The sequence below is a fragment of the Pseudocolwellia sp. G5-9 genome (assembly GCF_055808995.1).
Map to the genome: position 1 here is coordinate 3,286,286 of NZ_CM147893.1, position 20,108 is coordinate 3,306,393.

The 20,108-nt window shown below is 35.9% G+C and carries 12 protein-coding genes; 5 read left to right on the forward strand and 7 right to left on the reverse strand.

Translation table 11 applies throughout. The annotated features are described in order from the left end of the window. Positions 1–153 precede the first annotated feature (153 nt). The gene (locus AC0L5Q_RS14190) at positions 154–1,275 is read left to right on the forward strand and encodes an OmpA family protein (protein ID WP_473609967.1); all 1,122 of its coding nucleotides are present in this window, start codon (positions 154–156) and stop codon (positions 1,273–1,275) included. Between the two features lie 631 nt (positions 1,276–1,906). Then, on the forward strand, positions 1,907–2,734 hold the full coding sequence (locus AC0L5Q_RS14195; RefSeq protein WP_473609971.1) for a hypothetical protein: 828 nt from the start codon (positions 1,907–1,909) through the stop codon (positions 2,732–2,734). Positions 2,735–2,874: 140 nt separating this feature from the next. On the opposite strand, the gene AC0L5Q_RS14200 is transcribed toward AC0L5Q_RS14195, so the two are convergent. Continuing rightward, positions 2,875–3,387 (reverse strand): hypothetical protein, encoded by a 513-nt coding sequence (locus AC0L5Q_RS14200; protein ID WP_473609974.1) that lies wholly within the window; start codon positions 3,385–3,387, stop codon positions 2,875–2,877. Positions 3,388–3,581: 194 nt separating this feature from the next. Here AC0L5Q_RS14200 and AC0L5Q_RS14205 point away from each other — a divergent pair, with 194 nt between their 5' ends. Beyond that, entirely contained in the window at positions 3,582–3,773 is a 192-nt protein-coding gene (locus AC0L5Q_RS14205) for a hypothetical protein (protein ID WP_473609978.1), read from the forward strand. A gap of 107 nt (positions 3,774–3,880) precedes the next feature. Here the strand turns inward: AC0L5Q_RS14205 and AC0L5Q_RS14210 are convergent, their stop codons facing one another. The 3 genes from AC0L5Q_RS14210 to prlC all read right to left on the reverse strand — a co-directional run bounded on the left by AC0L5Q_RS14210 (position 3,881) and on the right by prlC (position 7,575). Continuing rightward, entirely contained in the window at positions 3,881–4,687 is an 807-nt protein-coding gene (locus AC0L5Q_RS14210) for a class I SAM-dependent methyltransferase (protein ID WP_473609982.1), read from the reverse strand. Between the two features lie 45 nt (positions 4,688–4,732). After that, positions 4,733–5,440 (reverse strand): DNA-3-methyladenine glycosylase I, encoded by a 708-nt coding sequence (locus AC0L5Q_RS14215; protein WP_473609987.1) that lies wholly within the window; start codon positions 5,438–5,440, stop codon positions 4,733–4,735. 104 nt (positions 5,441–5,544) lie between these two features. Continuing rightward, positions 5,545–7,575: an oligopeptidase A gene (prlC, locus tag AC0L5Q_RS14220; protein WP_473609990.1), complete on the reverse strand. Its 2,031-nt coding sequence runs from the start codon at positions 7,573–7,575 to the stop codon at positions 5,545–5,547. A gap of 576 nt (positions 7,576–8,151) precedes the next feature. On the opposite strand from prlC, the gene AC0L5Q_RS14225 reads away from it, so the two are divergent. Both AC0L5Q_RS14225 and gorA read left to right on the forward strand, forming a co-directional pair. After that, positions 8,152–12,708: an EAL domain-containing protein gene (locus AC0L5Q_RS14225; protein ID WP_473609994.1), complete on the forward strand. Its 4,557-nt coding sequence runs from the start codon at positions 8,152–8,154 to the stop codon at positions 12,706–12,708. Between the two features lie 143 nt (positions 12,709–12,851). After that, on the forward strand, positions 12,852–14,204 hold the full coding sequence (gene gorA, locus AC0L5Q_RS14230) for a glutathione-disulfide reductase (RefSeq protein WP_473609997.1): 1,353 nt from the start codon (positions 12,852–12,854) through the stop codon (positions 14,202–14,204). A gap of 189 nt (positions 14,205–14,393) precedes the next feature. On the opposite strand, the gene mdoH is transcribed toward gorA, so the two are convergent. From mdoH to AC0L5Q_RS14245, 3 genes are all read right to left on the reverse strand, one after another. Beyond that, complete coding sequence (gene mdoH / locus AC0L5Q_RS14235; protein ID WP_473610001.1) at positions 14,394–16,499, reverse strand: glucans biosynthesis glucosyltransferase MdoH; 2,106 nt, start codon at positions 16,497–16,499, stop codon at positions 14,394–14,396. Further along, the gene (locus tag AC0L5Q_RS14240; RefSeq protein WP_473610005.1) at positions 16,475–18,019 is read right to left on the reverse strand and encodes an OpgD/OpgG family glucan biosynthesis protein; all 1,545 of its coding nucleotides are present in this window, start codon (positions 18,017–18,019) and stop codon (positions 16,475–16,477) included. The genes mdoH and AC0L5Q_RS14240 overlap by 25 nt, the downstream gene beginning before the upstream one ends. A 659-nt stretch (positions 18,020–18,678) precedes the next feature. Beyond that, on the reverse strand, positions 18,679–20,106 hold the full coding sequence (locus AC0L5Q_RS14245; protein WP_473610009.1) for a sensor histidine kinase: 1,428 nt from the start codon (positions 20,104–20,106) through the stop codon (positions 18,679–18,681). Positions 20,107–20,108 lie beyond the last annotated feature (2 nt).

The following is a 20,108-nucleotide window of genomic DNA, read 5'->3' on the forward strand; positions in this document are numbered from 1 at the left end:
TAATGAACTTAAATGTGACTTTTCAAGTATTGATGTCGTCTATCTTTATGAAAATAGTTTTATTAACTATATACCCGTTGTTATTCAAGATTTTTGAAATAAACACCCGATTGATAATGGGTATATAAACATGAATTAAAAGGTGAAGTTAAAATGAAAAAGAAATTTGTTGCATTAAATATGCTTGCTCTTATGTCGCACGGTGCAATTGCTGCTGATAACTCTGTAGATAAAGAATCTTGGTTTGGTGGTTTTGCTGAATATTACAATGCAGACAATGAGAAGTTTCTTCCTGCTCCTCAGTACAACGATGGTTTAGGTTTAGGTCTTGAATACGGTATTCGTTTTAGTCCTTCTTGGGCCGGTCGAATTGAATGGTCGCATTTGAATTTAGATACTAAAGGGCCAAAACAAACAATTGGCGGAGATAGAGGAGGTATTGATGTTCTATTTTTCCCTCAACAGTCTGATTACTACGTATTTACAGGATTAAAAATAGAAAAGTATGATGAAACACAGCGTCTTGTTAATGTGGGATTAGGCCGTCATTGGGAAACTAATTCTAATTTAAAAATAATAACTGAAGTTGCTGCTCATCACGATTTTGGTGAAGGTTTTAATGATTACAGCGTAAAACTAGGTTTTTCGTATGCTTTTGGAGGAGAGAATAAACCTACTCGTTCAGTAGCTCGAGTTGAAGATACAGATCAAGATGGCGTTCAAGACAGTAGAGATTTATGTCCTAACACGCCAGTAAATAGCCGTGTGGATAACACAGGTTGTGTTGTTTCTCAGCCGGTTGTTGCAGACAGTGATAATGATGGTATTCCAGATAATAAAGATGCCTGTGCTAATACACCGTCAATCGATAAGGTAGACAGTAAAGGTTGTAGTATATTTGAAGATAAAGAAGTAAGAATGCAGCTAGATATTAAATTTGCTCATAACTCTAGTATTGTTAATAAAAACGATATGTCTCAACTGGAAGAGTTTTCAACGTTTCTGAAACGCTTTTCTAATACGGAAGTCGTGATAGAAGGACATAGCTCGTCATTAGGTGATAAGCAATATAACGTATGGTTATCGAAAAAAAGAGCAGAATCAGTGAAAAATATACTGGTTAATCAATACAATATTAACACCGATCGTATTGATGTTGTGGGCTACGGAGATACTAAGTTAATAGATAACAGCGGTACGATTAAAGCACATACAATAAACAGACGGATCATGGCTAATGTATCGGCTATTGAGCGCAAAAAAATAACCAAATAAAAGATATGACTTAAGGGAGCAAATAGCTCCCTTTATTATTTTTAGGAAAGTAAATGAATAAATTGTATAAGAGTCTTATACTTATCTTGTTGGTATTGGTTGTAGTCTTTATTTATTCAAAATATGGAAGAAGTGAGCGTTTCTTTTTTATTTTGGGGATTTTCGATACCACGCGCAGTGTTAATTTGTTTGGTATTGTTTATACCCGCTACCACTCAAGATGCGTATTTCAGAGCACTTGAGCGATATCAATTCAAGGCAATGCTTTGTAATAATGGTTGTTCCCTTATAAAAAGCATTAACGATGAAGTGATTTTGCTCAAGCGCTTCTTCGATGGGTCTAAAAACAATTTATGCCGCGTTATTAACTTTAGTCAGGTTCCTACACGGATGTAGGACATTAGGGTAACGCAGGAGCAGTTACCGAGAATAACCATGACGTAAACTTAATGCCTTGCATACATGGATGTAGACCTTAGATTTCGTCTGGAACGTAAAATCTGTGCCTAAATTGTTTTTAGTTCCCACTGAAACCTGCATCTTGAATGGTTACGGGTATATAGGTTTGGCGTTAGGTTTTTTATTAAGTAATCGCCGTAGAGCAACGTTCAAAAAATAGGAAATACAAAAAGTGTTCTTTATTAATAAATGCACCGTTAGGGTTGTTTTCATTATTAACATTTTTTTTATTACTGCTGTAAAAGCAGACACAACCCCGCATAAAAATGTAATAGTTAACGATCCTCAAACGAGTCGTCATGCTGTATTTGAACATACTCAATCAACTCATTCAGAGAAAGCTTTTGGTTGGGATTTTCATATTTTAACTGAGAGTGATTACATTACTGAGGGCAGAGATAATTTGTCTGGTAGTGGTCTTTATTCAATATCTACCGAGTTTAACTATGGCGACTTTTATATAACGCCCTGGCTAGCTAAAGGTATAAGTGCCGATTATTCAGAGGTTAACTTTAATGTTAATTACGGGATTTATGCTTTTGATAAATTAGAGGTGTTTGTTGGCTATGGTTATTTAAAATCTTACGAAGATGATATTGGCGCTACAGACCATGAAGTGAATATCGACTTCTCTTACGATTACAGTAACGATATTCAAATATTAGCGAGCATCTATCATTCGTTTGATGCCGGTGGTTTATTTTCAGAAATTGCTTTTATAAAAAGTTATAAGTTTAACGAAGCCTTACTTGTAGATTTAAGTAGCTCATTTGGATTCAATTCAGGCTATATAGTAGACGGTCATAATGGCCTTAATTATGCTCAGTTGCGTATGCAGTTGTCATATCTTCTTAAAAATACAATAGAGTTACATGCTTATACCAGCTATAGCTTGGCAATCAACAAAAACGGCGAACGCTTTGCTGGGGATGAGTCGTTATCAAATTTGTTATGGGGTGGGCTTAAGTTACCGATTCTAAATAACCAGAGTTTAGGTTAAGGCTAAATAGTAAGAATAATAGAGAGCTGTTGATTTTATATGATTTTGCATAATCTGCCTACCTATACCCGCTACCATTCAAGATGTTCTGAAATAGCCTCTCGATTGGTTACGGGTATAAATATTGTTACAGGGTTTTATTATAAGGTTGCTGCAGATTGATCCAGTCTCATCTTTTGGCTATTACGAATAAAGTTAGTGCCTTGTTCAACCATTTGACGACCTTTTTCTATTTGTAGTTGGCCTTCACTTTCCGTCTTTTTAGATTGCGTTATCGCTTTTTTACCTTTGTTTACATTTGAAATTGCTTTTGCCCATTTTTCGCCAATAGCCTCTAAACGCTCAGCTTCGTATTCCACTTCTTGTGGGGTTGTTGATCTTCCTGATTTTGCTGCTTCTAATTGGTAATCTTGTCTTGCTCTTATTATCGCATCATTACTTGATTGAATAAGTGCTTCCCCTTTATTAGCGCTAATACGTGCATCTTCTATGTTTTTTTCACCTTTACTAATCAGTGCTTCACCTTTTTCTGATAATTTTTTACCTTCTGACCACATGCCATTTGGGTTATTGGCATAGTCTTCTAATTTTGATGTTGATGTACAACCCGTAAATAAAAATGCTAAACATGTAATAAGTAGTATGTGCTTCATATGTATTCCTTAATGTTAATTCTACCCAATTTTTGGGGATAAAACGTTACTGATTAATTAGATGCGTTGATAGGAGGAGAAGTCACAAAATATTTAAGTTATTTATTTTGTGACTTCTGGTGAGTTCAATCGTCTAACTCTTTTGAATATGAATAATACTTGCGGGTATTAGTAAATTTTGATTGGGAGATAACATGAAAACTATATTAAAGACGATTCTATTTTTTTTGTGTGCATTGTCAGTATTTGTTATTTTTCATAATGAATCGCTTGTAAACATAGCTTTATTTAAATGGTCTATTGAATTACCTATAGCCGCTATTATATGTTTTGCACTTTCAATGGGCATTAGTATTGGTATTGTATTATCAAACCCCGATGCGTGATCGAGGTTGAATATTTTGAATAGGATGTATTTGTTGTCTAACTTATTTTGTGTCGCTGTCAGCAAAGTATGGTTTCAGCGACATTAGCGACAAGTAGAGCCATTACGCTAAAGCTTTGGAATACCTTGATTCACATAAACGTCGAATCTGTTTTTTTTCATTTTAATACTGGTAGACGGCTTTTTATTGGCTAACGGTGGCGCGTAAGTTGGGCGTTTTACTACCACTCGGTATTTCGCTATTGCTAATGCTGGCGCGAGTAATGCGTCGGCATCTAAGTCTTCACCAACGAGGGTTTGAAATACTCGCATTTCCTTTTTTACAGCTGCTGATTTTTCTCTGTGTGGGTACATAGGATCTAAATAAACCACGTCAGGTTGTAGGTGTTCAAAGCTATTTTGGGTTAAACAACTGTGCACTAATTCCATTTTGCTAATAATATCTGCTACTTCGGTGTTTAGCGTTGCACGTGCTAAACCGTCTTCTAATAAGGCGGCTACAATGGGCATGCGCTCTATCATGGTCACTTGGCAGCCTAAAGATGCTAATACAAAAGAGTCGCGCCCGAGTCCGGCTGTGGCATCTAATACATGTGGGGTAAACCCGTGTTTTAAGCCTACGGCTTTGGCAATGTCTTGACCTCTGCCTCCACCAAATTTACGTCGATGTGCGGCAGCACCTTCTACAAAGTCGACTTTAATGGCGCTGAGTTTAGGTTCGTCTATTTTAATTAATTCAAGGGTTTGAAAATTAACTTGTAGCAAAAAGGTAAGTTGTGGGTGTTTGATTACTGACGCAACGTCGCCTATGTATTGTAGTCGCCATTTTTGCGCAATTTTTTTGGCTAATTCGGTATCGGTATTGTCTACATAACCAACGGCAACATGGGCAAAATTTTCATTTAATTCGGTCATTTAACTTACTCATTTTTGATTTATTCATGTTGCTAGGTTTTTGTATTAGGCAACTTGTATGTTGTTATCGCCAGTTGCATAAGCAACGAGTCGGCTTAATTGACCCAACGATAAATCGCATTCGGTTTGCCATTGGTTAAAACTGTCTTGGATAGCTTTTAAGCTCGATTTTGTTTGAATGCCGCCAGTTACAATGTCGTGGGCACGAAAGTAGGCTTCAATATCTCGCGTTAATAAAAAGGTGTCTATACCTAAAGCTCTTAATGCATAAGGGCCGGTGTTTCCACCTAAGCGTGCGCCATTTTGTTTAAGGTAAGCCCATAAACCAATGATGTTATCGGCGGGCCAATTAACCATAAACTCAATAAAAGAATGACCATTTTGTTGCTCGTTAAACATCATTTGAGCATTAGCTTTAATGGTTTTTACTTTGTTGTAATTACGAATTATTTTAGGATCTGTGGCTTTTCTCTCCATCATTTCTTCAGGCATCATTAATATTTTTTCTAAATTAAATTGGAAAAAACTTTCTTCAAAGTTATCCCATTTATTTTCAACTACACGCCATACAAAACCCGATTGAAATATTTTTTTGGTAAAGGCTGACAGTACTCGTTCATCAGTTAGCGTGTTTTTCAATTCAGACTTACTGAAGGGCGCAACATCAGATAACAAAAGATTCAGTGCTTGCTTACCACCTTTTCGGTCTGCGGCTCTTTGGTATAACGCTTTAAATGATTCTAATTTGTCCATGGAGTGAAATGGGTCTTGTTAGTTAAATGAAAAATGCACTGGCCAAAAAGCCAATGCATTTAAGTTTTGTTAGTATACTAAAATTTAACTTTTAGCGCGTACCTTTAAAGAATACCACTATGACGAAGTAGCGCGTCGATACTTGGCTCTCTACCTCTAAAAGCTTTAAATAGTTCGCTAGGTTCTTGTGAACCACCTTTTTCAAGAATATTAGTTAAAAAGTCGTGTCCTACTTGTTGGTTGAATACGCCTTCTTCTTCAAACCTTGAAAACGCATCAGCAGATAATACTTCAGCCCACTTATAGCTGTAATAGCCTGCAGCGTATCCGCCACCAAATATATGACCAAAACCATGTTGAAAACGATTAAAGCTAGGAGCTTTTGTTACTGAATATTCGGCCCTTACTTCATCTAAAATGTTTTGAATGTAGTTGGTGTTATCTTTTGAAGCATCAAAGTTTAAATGCATTTTAAAATCAAATAACGAGAATTCTAATTGACGAAGCATTTGCATAGCCGATTGAAAGTTTTTAGCGGCTAGCATTTTGTCTAACATTTCTTTTGGTAAGGGTTCGCCTGTTTCATAATGACCCGACATAAAGGCGAGTGCTTCAGGTTCGTAACACCAATTTTCTAAAAATTGACTAGGTAATTCTACCGCATCCCACGGAACGCCGTTGATACCCGATACGCCACTAGCATTAATTTGCGTAAGCATGTGGTGAAGGCCATGACCAAACTCATGGAATAAGGTGACTACTTCGTCGTGAGTGAATAACGCCGGTTTATCGCCAACAGGTTTGTTAAAGTTACAGGTTAGGTAAGCGACTGGGAGTTGAATGTTACCGTTAGGCAACTCTCTACGACCTATGCAGTCGTCCATCCAAGCGCCACCACGTTTTTTAGCACGTGCGTATAAGTCTAAATAAAAGCTACCGCGTAAGTTGTTGTTTGAATCAAACACGTCATAAAACTTAACGTCTTTATGCCAAGTATCAATATTGTTACATTCGGTAATAGTTAAACCAAATAGTTTGTGAACCACTTGAAATAAACCAGCAACAATTTTGTTTTCAGGGAAATAAGGGCGTAATTCTTCGTCGGAGATTGAGTATTTTTCTTGTTTGAGCTTTTCGCCGTAATAGGCTAAATCCCACGCTTGAAGATCGGTTGCTGATGCATCAACCGTTTTAGCAAACTCGGTAAGTTCAGCAAGTTCGGCTTCGCCTTGGCTTTTAGATTTAGCGGCTAAGTCTTCTAAAAATTGAATAACTTGGCTGGTTTGTGAGGCCATTTTAGTTTCAATAGATTTTTCAGCGTAGTTATTAAAACCTAATAATTGGGCAAGTTCATGACGAAGGTTTAATATTTCAAGCATATTTGAGCTGTTATCAAATTCTCCCGCATTGGGTCCTTGATCTGAAGCTCTGGTAGCAAAAGCTGTGTATATTTTTTCACGTAATTCGCGGTTGTCGCAGTAGGTCATTACTGGTAAATAACTTGGAAAATCTAGGGTAAACAACCAGCCAGATAAATTTTGTTCAGCGGCGAGTGCTTTGGCTGCTTCTTTCGCACTTTCTGGTAATCCTGAGAGCTCCTCTTCGTTAGTTATATTTACGGTAAACGCTTGGGTAGCATCTAATACGTTGTTACTAAATTGTGAGCTTAGATCTGACAAACGTGTGGCAATTTCGCCATAACGTTTTTGTTGTTCATCTGCTAATGCGATACCTGATAATGTAAAATCGCGTAAAGCATTATCGATCACTTTTTTTTGAGCTGTATTCAGGGTTTTGTAGTGCTCACTGTTGGCCAGTTGTTGGTAAGCTTTATAAAGAGGTTTGTGTTGACCAACAAAAGTACCGTATTCAGATAGTAAAGGTAAACATGATTCATAAGCCTCTCTGAGTTCATCACTACTGACTACAGAGTTCATGTGCGAAATAGGTGAAAACAATTTACCTAAGGTATCGTCAACATCATCAATAGGTTCAACTAAGGTTTTCCACGTGTATTCTGAGGTTGAGGAGAGCACATCTTCAATCACTTTTTTACAATTGTTGATGGCTTGTTCAACGTTAGATTTAATGTCTTTTGGTAAAATTTCTGAGAATACGGGTAATGAATGTGCCATAAGTGACGACCTATGTGATTAGTAGTAGGGTATATGTAATTACTCGAGGAGCATATTTCAAGGTTTATAACAAAATTTAAAACTTTGAATATAGAGCTAAGTATATACCCGTTACCACTCAAGCGCTTCTTCGATGGGTCTAAAAACAATTTATGGGGCTTATTAACTTTAGTCAGATTCCTACACGGATGTAGGACATTAGGGTAACGCAGGAGCAGTTACCGAGAATAACCATGACTAAAGTTAATGCCTTGCATACATGGATGTATGTACTTAGATTTCGTCTGGAACATGAAATCTGTGCCTAAATTGTTTTTAGTTCCCACTGAAACCTGCATCTTGAATGGTAACGGGTATATTCCCATTACCAATCAAGATGTGTATTTCAGAATGCTTGAGCGATATCAATTTAGGGCAACGGGTATTGATAATTTTGGTTTTTTTTACATTGTGGTTTGCTATAAAAAAGAATTGTGTGGTAGAAAGGAGTAAGTCATTTCGAAGTCTTTATTAAAAATTATTTTATTTATTTTGGGAAATGGAATTTTTTATAAATACTGACAAAATATGGGTTGTATGCTGAAACATTTAAAAACACGTTATTTTTTATTTATTATTTTAATCATCAATGGTTTATTGCCTAATGAACTATATGCGAATGTTAAAAATTTAAGTTTGTCTCAGCTAAGTGTTGATGAGGGGTTATCACAAGGTACAGTTAATTCTTTGTTGCAAGATTCTAACGGTTTTATGTGGTTAGGAACCGAAAGTGGCATAAATATTTACGATGGTTATTCTTTTAAAACGTTAAAAGGACCTGAAGGGGATTTTGATTCATTTGAAATAAGAGTGCTACTTGAAGATTCAGCAGGGCTTTTATGGATAAACGTATTAGACCAAGGTATTTATACTTACAACTCTAAAACCAATCAATACCAGCTTATTGTTGCTCAATCTTTACTCAATAAAAATGAATATATCTCTCATGTACTTGAAGACGACAATACGTTTTGGATCTCTTCTTCTAAAAAAATATTTACCTTTAAAAAAACAGAAAATAAGGCCGTAGAGGTATTAGACCTGTCGCTTGAATTAATCAATGAGAATTGGATACATCACATAGTTATCAATAATGATTATTTATTTTTAGCGACTGATATGGGACTTTTTGTTTATCACACTATTCAAAAACGATGGAAAAAATTACCAGATATTGGTAGTAAAGGACAAAGTGTAGCCGCCACGAAAGAGTCACAGGTTTATCAGTTACATGCTCATCAAAACAAGCTATATATAGGCACTTATATAAGCGCTTTAGTGCTAGACATTAGTAGTATTGATGCCTTTTTTCTGCAAGATGAAGATTTACCTTACTATCAGACATTAGCTAACGGAATATCAATATGGCAGTTTTATCAAGATGGTGAACAGCTCTATGTAGCTAGCCACCAAGGTTTGTCGGTTATTTCTTTACAAGAAAATAAGCTGAGTCACTTATTTGGTTTTACGGAAGCATTTGATTATGCTTCCGACAATATTATTCGCTCTATGACCAAAGACCGTAATGGTATGTTTTGGTTAGGTACTAATTCTTCGGGGGTGTATTTGTGGAACCCGTCAACAGAGTTAGTCACTAATTATCGTTATAATCAAAAGGATCTTGAAAGTTTAAGTTATAACGAAATATGGAAAATATTACCGCATCATGAAAATAAAGATTTGTTTTGGGTTGCCACCAGTAATGGATTAAATTTAGTTAATGATGCCACTAACAAGGTGACATCTTATTTAGCAGTACAAAATCGAAAAGAACTTTATGGCGAAAGTCATATTTTTCAAATGGCCTATTTTAATCACTATCTGATACTTGGCACTTTTCAAGGGGTAAACGTATTTGACGTTGCAACGCGTGAAATTGTACCTAATGCTTTCTCAGAAGAAATAAACAACTTGTTTAATACTGAAATAGTTAATTTTTTCGTAGATGAAAAAAATGTACTATGGCTAGCCAATCAGCAAGGTATATTTAAAGTTGTTATTGATGAATTAATGGTAGAGCAAGTTTTTGATGTAACTTTAGATAAACATTATAAAAGCGTGAAGCAGGATGTTAATAATCTGCTGGGTTTTTTACCTAATAGCACAATGTTGTTATTTTCAAATAATGATTCATTGTGGGCGTTTGATATAACCACCAGACAATCTCAGCTACTTTATCAACACCCTAGAACCAATATTTCAGAATGGTCTTATATTGATAATTGGGTTGTAGATAATAATCAAACATTGTGGCTAAGCTTTGTGGGTAAAGGTCTTATTGGTTTATCGCTTCCTGATTTTAAGTCAACTTACCATTATTCAAACAGTAATTCCCCCATTGATAATAATATTTATAATTTACAAATAGATCTCGATGGTGATATTTGGTTCTCAAGCCATGATGGTCTTTTTTTAATGGACGGAAAAGATCATTATTTTAGAAATTTTGGCGTAAAAGATGGCTTGGTAAATAAAGAATTTAATGGCGGTGCTGGCAGTATTGTTAAAGAAAACATGTTCGCTTATGGTGGTATGTCAGGCGTAAGCCTTTTTGATCCTTTGGAATTTAAAAAAGTACAATCCCATGATTCTTTTCAAGTGAGAGTCACTCATGTAAACGCCTTATCAAGAGAATTAAATGTACCTTTAATTGTTGAATCTAATCAAGAGATCTCCCTAAATTATGACGACGTAGGTATTAGAATAGATTTTTCAGCGTTTACGTTTGGTAGAAACAACGATATTAAATACCAGTTTAAACTGATGGGGCATGATGATGTTGAGTACCCACTTACTAGCGAAAACAGTATTACGTTTCCTACATTAGTTTCAGGTACTCATACGCTTGAGGCAAGAGTTAAGTCATCCGTAACTGGGCTATATTCAGAACCAACACGTATTGTTTTTTCAGTGAGTTATGCGCCTTGGGCATCGCCTTTAGCTTATTTTATTTATGTTATTTTGAGCTTAGCGTTTATTGGTGTGTGGTTATTTAAACGCAAAAAACAAAGAATAGAGCTGCTTAGCATACATGAAGAAGTTAAATATCGAGAAAACCGGTTACAGTTAGCGCTGATTGGTAGTGATAGTGAAGTATGGGACTGGCAAGCATATAACAATTTAATCTTTGCGAAGCGGGCGGTTCAAGAGTTGGGATTAGAAAACTACAGCGATTCGTACTCGTTTGACGAGCATGTTGCTCTTATTCATCCTGATGATCAAGAAAACTTTGTTGCGCGCTGGCAGTTATTTTTAAATCAAAAAAGCCCTGAAAATAATTTCAATTGTACTTACCGACTTAAAAGTGAAAGTGGTCAATGGTTTTGGTATAAAGACTTAGGGAAAATTGTCGAATTTTATAATGATGGTACGCCTTGTCGGGTAACAGGGGCATATACAAACATTACTGAAAGTAAAGCTGCAAAAGAACGTGCACTTTATTATGGCGACGCCTTTAAACACACCAAAGATTGGGTGCTTATTATCAGTGAAAACTTTAGCAGAGTAACAGCAAATCAATCATTATGTGACGTTTTTGGTTGGGAACAAGATGAATTTGATTTTAATAATGAACTCTTTGGTTTTAATAAAGATCAGCAGAGAAAATATCGAGAAGTTTTTACATCATTAAAAGAAGGTGAGCATTGGAGAGGAGAAGAACGAATCTCGATAAGCAACCTTGTAGACTACCATGTTATTTTAAATATAACGGTTAGCCGAAATGAAACGAATAATCAGCTTCACTACATTTGTGTTTTTACTGATATTACCGCACAAAAAACGGCAGAAAAAGAATTACGCTATTTAGCTAATTACGATCATTTAACCAATTTACCGAATAAGTCTTTTTTATTAGAGCGTATTCAAAATGCAATGGATTACTCACAAAAAAAGAAAACATCTATCGCACTTTTCTTTATTGATTTAGATAAATTTAAGCAGATAAATGATAGCTTAGGTCATGATTACGGAGACCTGTTACTCAAAGAAATTACCATAAGACTCAATTCTATTTTAAGAGCAAAGGATACTGTTGCACGTATAGGTGGAGATGAATTTGTGGTTTTACTTGAATATTTTAAAGGAGCAGCGCAACTTAGCCAAATTGCTCAAAAAATGATAGCAACCATTGGTGAGCCTGTTAATTTGAATGATAATATCGTGAGTGTAGGAGCGAGTATAGGTATTGCTTTATACCCAGACGATGCGAAAAATTCAGATGAATTATTCCATCATGCTGATGTTGCAATGTACTACTCTAAACAGTTAGGTAGAAATACGTATCAGTTTTTTACTGAGCGAATGAATCAAGAAGCTACAGCAAGATTACAGGTTGAGTCTAATTTAAAACAAGCAATATTCAATCAAGAGTTAATTAATTATTACCAACCTATTATTAATACATTACTTGATAAAACAATTGGTTTAGAGCTGTTAATGCGTTGGCAAAGTAAAGATGGCCTTATTTCACCTTTAGTTTTTATTCCCAAAGCAGAAGAGTTAGGCTTGATTATTGCCATTACAGAACAGGCTGTTGAACGTGGTTTGCGAGAATTAGTAGCGTGGAGAAAGCAAAGCAAAGATCTTTTTTTATCAATAAATATATCTCCATATCATTTTGTAAATGATGATTTATATTCATTTATTAAAGCGCAACTTCAAAAATACGATTTACCGCCAAGTGCAATAAAATTAGAAGTTACTGAAAGTGCATTAATCGCTGAACCTAAAAAAGCGATAAATACAATGAACGCTTTATCGGATTTAGGGATTTTAATGGCCTTAGATGATTTCGGAACGGGCTACTCATCACTCTCTTATCTCAAACAACTGCCACTACAAGTTATTAAAATAGATCGTTCATTTATTTCTGGTATTGGCGTAGACGATAAAGATGAAGCGATTGTAGATGCAACAATAGTGTTAGCTAAACGACTTAACATGACATGTATTGCTGAAGGTGTTGAAACAAAAGAACAACTCAGTTATTTAATCATGCATCAGTGTCATAATATTCAAGGGTATTTATTTAGCCGACCTATGGATGAAGTGGGTATAACTCAATATTTATTAACACATAATGGTCGGCAATGATGTTAAGAAATATAGAGTACTTGAATATTTTACATAACGTACCCATTTACCTTATACCGTGTAACTGATTCTAATTGGAAAGTGTTTTCTTATTTTTTCGGTCTGCACAGTTTACTTATTTAAATTTACTTATCGAGGCACTCATGACTCAACATTTTGATTACATTTCTATTGGTGGCGGCAGTGGCGGTATTGCATCTGCTAATCGTGCAGCAAAATTAGGCAAAAAAGCGGCGGTTATTGAAGCCAAATATATTGGTGGAACTTGTGTCAATGTGGGCTGTGTGCCTAAAAAAGCCATGTGGTATGCAGGACAAATTGCTGATGCACTTAACTATTCAGCAGACTTTGGTTTTAAAGCGCCATTACAAGGCTTTGACTGGGCTACACTTGTTAAAAATAGAGAAGCTTACATCGAACGTATTCATGCCGCTTATCAACGCGGTTTTGATGCAAATGATGTTACCGTAATTGATGGTTTCGCGAAGTTTGTTAATAAAAACACCGTAGAAGTTAATGGTGAATTATACACAGCCGACCATATTACTATTGCAACAGGTGGTCGCCCAAGTATTCCAAATATTGAAGGTGCAGAATACGGCATAGATTCAGATGGATTTTTTGCATTAACAGAACAACCTAAAAGCGTTGCTGTAATTGGCGCAGGTTATATAGCCGTTGAGCTAGCTGGCGTTTTTCATGCATTAGGTACAGATGCCCATTTATTAGTAAGAAAAGAAAAACCACTACGCGCTTTTGATGAAATGCTAAGTGATACTCTTGTTGAACAAATGGCGAAACATGGACCAACATTACATATCAACAGTACACCGAGCCGAATTGAAAAACATGACGATGGCCAAATTACCGTTCATCTAGAAAATGGTAAATCAGTTGGTCCTGTAGAAAAACTGATTTGGGCGATTGGCCGCGAACCTGCAACCGACAATATCAACATTGAAGCGACAGGAATCGAATTAGACAAGCGTGGTTTTATACCAACTGACAAGTACCAAAATACCAATGTAAATGGTATTTATGCCGTAGGCGATAACACAGGTCGTGCTCAACTTACTCCTGTTGCTGTAGCTGCAGGTCGTCGTTTATGTGAACGTTTATTTAACAACAAGCCCGACGAGCATTTAGATTATTCAAACATTGCTACGGTAGTATTTAGCCATCCGGTTATTGGTACTGTAGGTTTAAGTGAAAAAGAAGCGATTGCTGAACATGGCGAAGCAAACGTAAAAGTATATAACTCTCAATTTACAGCTTTATATCAGGCGATCACTGAAGACTACCGCGATCCAACACGCATGAAGCTTGTTTGCGTAGGTAAAGAAGAAAAAATTGTCGGTATTCATAGTATCGGTTTTGGTAGTGATGAGCTATTACAAGGCTTTGCTGTAGCGATGAAAATGGGCGCAACTAAAGCTGACTTTGATAATACTATTGCAATACACCCTACCTCTGCCGAAGAATTTGTCACTATGTAGCTTTTTAGAAAGCTAAACGGTAGTTTTTGAAATTTGGATGAATTATTACAAATTTAAAAGCCAGTTACTTATGTAACTGGCTTTTTAACTTTCGCTAAGTGATAAAAATTTAATGGACTTGGTATATACCCGTTATCATTCAAGATGCACTCTGAAATAGCCTCTTGATTGGTAACGGGTATAAAAGTGTTAAGCCACTTTTAACGCTAACTTTTTTAATAATAAAGGTTCACATAGCACTTCCATTAATTCTTGCTTAGTAAACCAATCAAGCGCTTCTTGCTGTAGGTTTGCATCATTAATTTTATATTCAGCACTTATTTTATTTATATTAGGTTGGCCTCGTTTAGGTTCGGGTGCCTGTCCTACCATATTAAAATGTGCTTGTTGAAGATCGTTATTATTTAGTAATGCAGCAATATCAAGATGTTCAATATTTTTTTGTAAAGCTTCAGAAAATTTATCGCGCTGCAGCATAATAGGTAACTCTTTCACTTCTTCTGGTATATTTAAAATACCAAAGAAACGAAACATTTTTGCTAATGTTCTACTACCACTTAGCGCGGATAATGGAATAGAAAAAACTAAGCCAATTACCGTAGGTGATAACCACACGAGCAACATAGGTGAGTAATAATACAAAACAGCGGTAATACATACCCCTATAACGGTATGCCAAAAGTGCTGCTTACATAACAACCCCCAAGGCGCTCCTTTGTATTGTCGTTGCTGAGTAGCCCAGCCTGAATCACGGCCTCTAAAAATATCATAAATATGTTTACTGTGAATCAGCATAAAAATAGGGGCATAGAGAATTGAAAAAAACATTTCAACAATAGCGCCTAGCGTAAGCCTAATAATACCAAGAGGTTTACGTAACGGGCTATGAAAAAAAGCTCTTAATAAGCCTAATGCTTTAGGTACTAATAATATACCCATAGTAAACATAAACAGTAAAAGCATGCGTTCAGAATCAAACAGCGGCCAGTTCGGAAATAGCGAATATTCGTCGGTAAAGTATTCAATATTGACATAGTGTATTTGTATTGCCATAACAATACCGACTAAAATTAGTGCTAACCAAAATGGCGAGGCCATATATCCCATAACGCCTGTTATCATATGAAAACGATTAGGCCAGCGAAGTCCTTTAGCTTTTAATACGGCTAAATGCTGAATATTTCCCTGTGCCCAACGTCGGTCACGAATAGCAACATCAGATAAACTAGGCGGGCTTTCTTCCCAAGAGCCTTTTAGTTCAGGCAGCATTCTCACCGACCAACCCGCTCTTCGCATGAGCGCAGCTTCAACAAAATCATGAGATAAAATATCACCTTTAAAAGGTTTAATACCGCCCAGAGTGGGTAAGCCGGCTGTGTCAGCAAAAGCTTTTACACGAATAATCGCATTATGCCCCCAATAATTACCATCGTCTCCTTGCCAAGCCGTTACGCCACGCGCCACAATGGGACCATAAATAGTCCCCGCAAACTGTTGTAATCGTGCAAACAAGGTATCACCACGATATAAGCACGGTAGGGTTTGAATAATACCGCTATTGTCATCAGTGGCCATTTCTTCCATCAACGTTTTTAATGTATCTACAGAGAGTAGGCTGTCTGCATCAAGCACTAACATATAGTCGTAACGTGCGCCCCAGCGGCTAACAAATTCATGAACATTGCCCGCTTTCTTGGCTTTGTTATCATGACGTCTTCGATACCAAACATTAACTTTACCAGCCAAAGCATTTTTTAACCGTTGAACAGCGGCCGTTTCTTTAACCCATACATCAGGGTTATTAGAATCAGAAATGATAAATATTTCAAACAAATCTCCTAGTCCTTCTGCTGCAATATTTTCACCCATACTATATAGAGCGGCACATGTTTCACTAGGATCTTCATTATATGTAGGCATTAAAAGAACCGTTTTTTTACCGGAAATGCTCGCTCTTTTTTTAAACTGAGATTTACCAGAAAAAACAAAGCCACACACTGCAGCACATGCCGCTAATGCAATCCAAACAAATGTTATAGCAAACAAACTTACCATCGCCCATTGAAGTGCGGTAACCATTCCTTCAGAAACAATTAATACCATTTGATAAGTTGCGTATCCGGTTAACGATAACGCGCCGCCAAAAGTGATAAGTCGAGCTACAATAGCTCTCCATCCCTGCCAGCGATGTTTCACATTAAGGTTTTTTTTAAAATCTTGTGCTGGCATATTTAGTTTTGCTTCGGGTGGTATCGCTTGGTCTTTCAAGTTTATCGTGTCCATCGGTAAAGCCATGTTTCACCCCATTGCTTATCTTTATTTGTTAACGAAACTCTCAGTTCAGAAACGTCTTGTTCACCGGCTTCAAACTTAACAACTACTCTTAAATGACCATTTTCAGGAATGACTTTACTGATAGTCCCTACAATTTTTCCGGTACTACTTGAAGCATTTATGATCATATCTGTGGGAATGTTTTTTCCTTCATAATCTATAACAAAGTCACGAACAGTATTAGAACCAAGAGCACGCCCAGAAGCGGTAGCTACAATTCGACCGTCATGTAATTCTGCTGGCACTGAGTTTCCCCAAGATACTTTGTAAGAAAAAGAGCGTTCTTCACCTGCTTTTAAAGGTTCTTTAGGTTGCCAAAAAGCCACAATGTTATCGTGAATTTCCGCATTTGTTGGAATTTCAATTAATTCAACATGACCTTTACCCCAATCAGATATAGGAGTAACCCAAGCCGATGGTCTTTTTTGATAATGTGCTTCTATATCTTCAAAGTTGGTAAATTTACGACTGCGTTGCATTAACCCAAAACCTTTAATAGCATCATCTTCAAATACGGATACTTCTAAACGACGAGGGTTTGCTAGTGGTCGCCATAATTTTTCGCCGTTACCTTTTATCATAAACAAGCCATCAGAATCATGAACCGCTGGGCGAAAGTCATCGAATCGAGTGGTATTGATAGGGTTAAATAAAAACATAGAGGTTAATGGTGCTACACCAAAAGAAGGTATGTCTTTACGAGGAAAAATAACGCTTTCTACTTTTATTTCCGTGTTTTTCCCTGGAGATGCGGTAAAAGTAAAAGCGCCAGTGGCAGAGGGGCTTTGCATTAAGGCATGAACAATTAAATATTTGTTCTTTTTACTCGGGCGCTCAATCCAAAACTCAGTAAATTCTGGAAACTCTTCACCAGACGGTTTTGCTGTATTAATTGCTAAACCCCGCGCAGATAATCCATACCAATTTGACTCTCCAACCGCTCTAAAATACGTGCCTCCTTGAAAAACCATAAATTCATCCCACTTTGTCGGTGTATTTATAGGATGAGTAACGCTGAAGCCTGAATAACCTTTAGCTTCTGATTTTTTAATATCTTGAAGTTCGTCATTGTAATTAAAAATATCGGTTGTATATAAAATGCGGCGAGAAATACCACCAACGACTAAATTCAATTTAACGGGAGTTTTAAACAAAAAACCTGGATGAAGAGGTGTAAGCCTAAAATTACGATCTTCACGAGACCATATAGTCGCACCACGTTCAAACTGTATTTTTTTATATTCGTCGTAACTCATTTTACTTAATGGGTTATCTTCAGGTATCCGTTGTAATTGATAATCTTGAGACGCAAACTCTTTTGCTTTATTTTTGAGCCATTCTCGGTCAAAGCGATAAGTAGGGCGTTCTTGTTTCTGTTTAGCTTCTTGAACTTTATTTGTATCGTTTTGTGCCAATACATTATAAGAGGACGTTATTGCTAGTGCGGCTAGTGCCGCTAACAAATTGATTCGCTTTTTCAAAGTTATTCCTTTTTACATTGATTAACTGATATTGAGTTGATAAATATTATTTAATTGTCAGTACGTAATAATAAATCAACCCGAACTCGGGATAATAAATTGCAGTAATTTACTGATTTATAGATAAAAGGTCGCAAATATAAAGAAATATTATCTAAATAACACGTTAATTATTTTTTAATGTTGAAATTTATTCGCATAACAAGGAATTTTTACTGCTAATTGCAGTATCAGTAACGACGTTATCCTTTATGATAACGGGTATATATCTTGATAATGCAGAACTTGTACCGATATTAACCATAAGATAATTATTAGGGAATAACTCGCTTAGTCCCCTTATTTTCGCTGGCGATTGATGTGTGGTTAAGTCATGTAGGTTTGTATTTTGTGGAGATTTTCTGTGTGTAACTGGAGCAATGGTTGAGTATGTTTTTCATAACTATGTGAAATATTTACACACTACTTTCTTTTAGGACGGGTAAGCGCTAATTATCTGGAACATGTTTCCTGACTTGCCTAGCAAAAATAATGAACACTTTAACATAGCTCGTTATACGCTTTATTCGATTGACTGAATAATGCAAAGAAGTGGCCGGTTAATTACTCTTCGATAAACAGTTGAAGTAAAAGTAATCTTTAGATTCTATTGTTTAGTATTAACTATCATTCATTTCTACATTATTAGGAAATTCTACCGAAAAACAACAACCTTCGCCGAGTTTTGATTCTAATGACACTTTGCCTTTATGTTTGTCCATTATGGTTCTTACAATGGTTAGCCCAACACCTGTTCCTTCATTTGTTGAAAGTCTTTCAAAAATACCAAAAACAAGTTTGTGATATTTAGGATCAATACCCGTTCCATTATCTTTTATATGTAGGGTTGTTGTGGCTTTTGCTTGCGTAGTATAAATATCAATAATTAATTGCTGAGTAGGTTCTCTGTACTTTAAGGCATTACTTAGTAGGTTTAATACGACTTCTGAAAATAGTCGGTAATTTGCGTTAATTGTATGTAGGTTATCGGCAATATTAATAATCGCCTTGTTTTCAATAATAGTGCTTTCAAGTACTAATAATTGTTCTTCTAATACTGTATTTACATCAACATCTTCTAATATTATTGCTTGTTGCACTATTTTTGATAACTCTAATAAGTCACCTAAAAGAGTTTCCATATTGTTAACATTTTCTATTATTCGCTTGAATCGGTACTGTTGTTTTTCTGTTAATTGTGCGGATAGTTCTGTTGCTAGGTTATTAGAGAAACCAGCAATTGTAACGAGGGGGGATTTAAGATCATGGGATACGGTATAGATAAACTGCTCCATTTCTTTATTTTTATTTATTAATTGCTCATTGAGTAGAGATGCTGCTTTTTTTTCGTTGTCAATATCTTGCATAATATTGAGTAAAACTTTTTGAGAGCGTTCAATATCAAGTTTATTATTGTGTAGTTTTTTGTTTAATGCTTTGCTTTTTATTAGTGCTACTCGTTGATCTTTAATCCAAAAATGCACTATAGCAATTAATGTCACCATTAATGCAGCTAGAATAATAAAACCACTTCTTAGACTATTGTTGAATATAGTTAAGGATTTAGCGTTTAAAGCAACAGAGAGCTGTTTTGAAACGGCTTCTATTTCGTCACGGGAAGGAATATCGTTGTATTTAACGTATTTGTCTAGTTCACGAGCAGAGACATTTTTTTGTATTAATTCAGGTAAGGTATCTAACCTATTTTTATAGGCGAGTAACATACCTTTTGTATGGGGCATTGCTAACTTACCTAAAATACTTGTTCCAAGTGTTTCCAGTGTATCTACTTGTTTTGATGCTCGCGAATAGTTTTCTATCGCGTTGTCTCTATATTCAGTATTTTTTGGTCTTAGCATGTAGTTTTTAAAATTATGAATAAGACCAACGTAACCAATTTGATTTTGTAATTGAAGGATTGTTTGATATACCTTTGCTCGTGTTTTATCCAACTCTTTTTCTTGAGCAATAAAGTCAAAGGTGATGAGTACTTCAAGTGTGAAGAAAAATACTAATATCGTCCACAGTAATATGTTTTTGGTTTTCATTG

What these genes read in the sequence shown, in the direction of transcription:
- mdoH (WP_473610001.1), bottom strand. Translation starts at nt 16,499, where the DNA reads ATGGCTTTACCGATGGACACGATAAACTTGAAAGACCAAGCGATACCA.
- AC0L5Q_RS14205 (WP_473609978.1), top strand. Translation starts at nt 3,582, where the DNA reads ATGAAAACTATATTAAAGACGATTCTATTTTTTTTGTGTGCATTGTCA.
- gorA (WP_473609997.1), top strand. Translation starts at nt 12,852, where the DNA reads ATGACTCAACATTTTGATTACATTTCTATTGGTGGCGGCAGTGGCGGT.
- prlC (WP_473609990.1), bottom strand. Translation starts at nt 7,575, where the DNA reads ATGGCACATTCATTACCCGTATTCTCAGAAATTTTACCAAAAGACATT.
- AC0L5Q_RS14190 (WP_473609967.1), top strand. Translation starts at nt 154, where the DNA reads ATGAAAAAGAAATTTGTTGCATTAAATATGCTTGCTCTTATGTCGCAC.
- AC0L5Q_RS14200 (WP_473609974.1), bottom strand. Translation starts at nt 3,387, where the DNA reads ATGAAGCACATACTACTTATTACATGTTTAGCATTTTTATTTACGGGT.
- AC0L5Q_RS14225 (WP_473609994.1), top strand. Translation starts at nt 8,152, where the DNA reads ATGCTGAAACATTTAAAAACACGTTATTTTTTATTTATTATTTTAATC.
- AC0L5Q_RS14245 (WP_473610009.1), bottom strand. Translation starts at nt 20,106, where the DNA reads ATGAAAACCAAAAACATATTACTGTGGACGATATTAGTATTTTTCTTC.
- AC0L5Q_RS14210 (WP_473609982.1), bottom strand. Translation starts at nt 4,687, where the DNA reads ATGACCGAATTAAATGAAAATTTTGCCCATGTTGCCGTTGGTTATGTA.
- AC0L5Q_RS14215 (WP_473609987.1), bottom strand. Translation starts at nt 5,440, where the DNA reads ATGGACAAATTAGAATCATTTAAAGCGTTATACCAAAGAGCCGCAGAC.